Origin of the sequence: Rhizobacter sp., assembly GCF_031412075.1 — a bacterium.
In the GTDB taxonomy this organism is placed as follows: Bacteria; Pseudomonadota; Gammaproteobacteria; order Burkholderiales; family Burkholderiaceae_C; genus Rhizobacter.
On sequence record NZ_JANOCG010000109.1, the window covers coordinates 1 to 2189 of the forward strand.

Here is a 2189-nt window from a genome sequence, read left to right on the forward strand (position 1 = left end):
GCTGCCGCGGGGCCGCATCGACCGCTGGCGCAAGCGGCAGCGGGCGGCTGATGGTTGAGTCGTGCCTGCCGAAATGCAGGCTTCGACAAGCTCAGCCCGAACGGGGGAGCCCCGCGTCAGTCCAGCTTGACGCCGATGCGCGTGATGATCGGCCCCCAACGTTTGGCTTCAGCCTCGAGCACGCGCTTGAAGTCGGCCGCGCTGCCGCCCACCACCGTCAGGCCTTGCGCATCCAGCGCTGCCTTGACGGCCGGGTCGCGCAGCATCTCGTTGACGTCGGCATTGACCTTGCCCACCACCGCTTCCGGCGTGCCGGCCGGCACGAAGAGGCCGTTCCAGGCCAGCGACTCGACATTGCGGTAGCCGGCGTCGGCCAGCGTCGGCAGGTCTTTCTGGGCCTCCGGCCGCTGCGCGCTGCTCACCGCGAGCATGCGCACCTTGTTGCTGCGCACGTGCGGCAAGAGCGCCGGCGCCACCATGAAAGTGGCATCGGCCTCGCCCTGCGCCACCGCCATCGCCGCTGGCGGCGAGCCGTTGAACGGGATGTGCGTGGCGGTGATGCCGGCTTCCGCCAGGAACAGCTCCATCGTCAGGTGGGCCGAGCTGCCGTTGCCGAGCGACGCGTAGTTGACCTTGCCGCCCTGGCCCTTGGCCCAGGCCACGAACTCGGCGACCGTCTTGGCCGGCACCTTGTCGGCGTTGACCGCCAGCACGTTGGCCTGCGAGGTGGTCATGACCACCGGCAGCAGGTCCTTGGCCGGGTCGTACGGCATCTTGCGGTACAGGAAAGGCGCGAAGGCCACCGGGCCGTTGAAGCCGATCGCCATCGTGTGCCCGTCGGTGGCCTTGGCCGCCACGTCCATGCCGAGCATGCCGCCGGCGCCGGGCTTGTTCTCGACGACCACCGGCTGGCCCCAGCGCGCCGCGAGCTTTTCGCTCATCGCGCGCACGATCAGGTCGAGCGAGCTGCCGGCCGGTGCCGGCACGACCACGCGCACCGGTCGACTCGGCCAGGCCTGTCCTGAGCCTGTCGAAGCGGCGGCCTGGGCTGTCGCGGCCAGGGAGGTGACGGCGGCGGCCAGCGCAAAAGTCGTCGTCAAAAGAAGGCGGCGTTTCATCGGGGGTTCCTGGGCATCGCGTGAGTGACCGACATCGTAGCCGCGCCGGCCGAGTACGGCACCTGTGCGACGATGCGGGCCTTCGCCAACTGCCGACACCGCCCATGTGGATCACGCGCCTCTTGATCACTCTCCTGGTGGTGCTGGGTTTGGTGGCGGCCTATGCCTGGCTGGCGCTCAAGTGGAGCTACTCGAGCGGCGAGCGCGCCGGCTGGGTGCAGAAGTTCTCGCACAAGGGCTGGGTCTGCAAGACCTGGGAGGGTGAGCTGGCCCTGGTGTCGCTGCCCGGCAGTTCGGTCGAGAAGTTCTTCTTCACCGTGCACGACGATGCCGCGGCCGCGCTGATCCAGCAGGCCATGGGCAAGCGCGTGACGCTGCACTACGAAGAGAAGGTCGGCCTGCCGAGCACCTGCTTCGGCGAGACCCGGCACTTCGTCAACAAGATCACCATCAACCCCGACATCCCGATCGGCATGGGGGTGTCGGTGCCGACCGCACCGGCGCCCGTGCCGCCGCCGGCATCGGCGGCTTCGCGCTGAGGCAACCCATGAATGCGCGATTGGCCTTCATCGGTGGCGGCAACATGGCCGGCGCGATCTTCGGCGGCCTGTTGCGCAGCGGCTGGTCGGCCGAGGCCATCACCGTCGTCGAGCCGTGGGCCGAGCAGCGCGAGCGGATCGCTGGGGCGCACCCCGGCGTGGCGCTGCTGCCAGCGGCCGACGCGTCGCTGGCCGGCGCCGAGATCGTCGTCTGGGCCGTCAAGCCGCAGAGCTTCCCGGAGGCTGCGGCGGCCTGCGCGGGCAGCGTCGGCGGCGCCCTGCAACTCAGCGTGATGGCCGGCATCCGCAGCGAAGCCATCGCGCGGGCCAGCGGGAGCGAACGGGTGGTGCGCGCCATGCCCAACACGCCGGCGCTGATCGGCCAGGGCATCGCCGGCCTGGTGGGGCGCGCGGCGGTGAGCGCGGCCGACCGCGCGGCGGTCGAGACCGTGCTGGCGCCGACCGGCCAGCTGCTCTGGCTCGAACACGAAGCGCAACTTGACGCCGTGACCGCGTTGTCGGGTTCGGGTCC

General features: G+C 70.6%; 3 protein-coding genes. 2 read left to right on the plus strand and 1 reads right to left on the minus strand.

Annotation, left to right across the window (positions count from 1 at the left end; translation table 11 throughout):
* Positions 1 to 116: 116 nt before the first annotated feature.
* Positions 117 to 1118: a tripartite tricarboxylate transporter substrate binding protein gene (locus RMO40_RS04045; protein WP_309716657.1), complete on the minus strand. Its 1002-nt coding sequence runs from the start codon at positions 1116 to 1118 to the stop codon at positions 117 to 119.
* A 104-nt stretch (positions 1119 to 1222) separates the two neighbouring features.
* Between RMO40_RS04045 and RMO40_RS04050 the strand changes: the two genes are divergently transcribed.
* Together RMO40_RS04050 and RMO40_RS04055 are read left to right on the plus strand one after the other, a co-directional pair.
* A complete protein-coding gene (locus RMO40_RS04050) occupies positions 1223 to 1657 on the plus strand; it encodes a hypothetical protein (RefSeq protein WP_309716659.1) in 435 nt (144 codons plus the stop codon).
* An 8-nt stretch (positions 1658 to 1665) separates the two neighbouring features.
* Positions 1666 to 2189 (plus strand): NAD(P)-binding domain-containing protein (locus tag RMO40_RS04055; RefSeq protein WP_309716662.1); only part of this gene is annotated, 524 nt, incomplete at its 3' end.

Coding starts and splice junctions, on each gene's coding strand:
- RMO40_RS04045 (WP_309716657.1), bottom strand. CDS start 1,118: ATGAAACGCCGCCTTCTTTTGACGACGACTTTTGCGCTGGCCGCCGCC.
- RMO40_RS04050 (WP_309716659.1), top strand. CDS start 1,223: ATGTGGATCACGCGCCTCTTGATCACTCTCCTGGTGGTGCTGGGTTTG.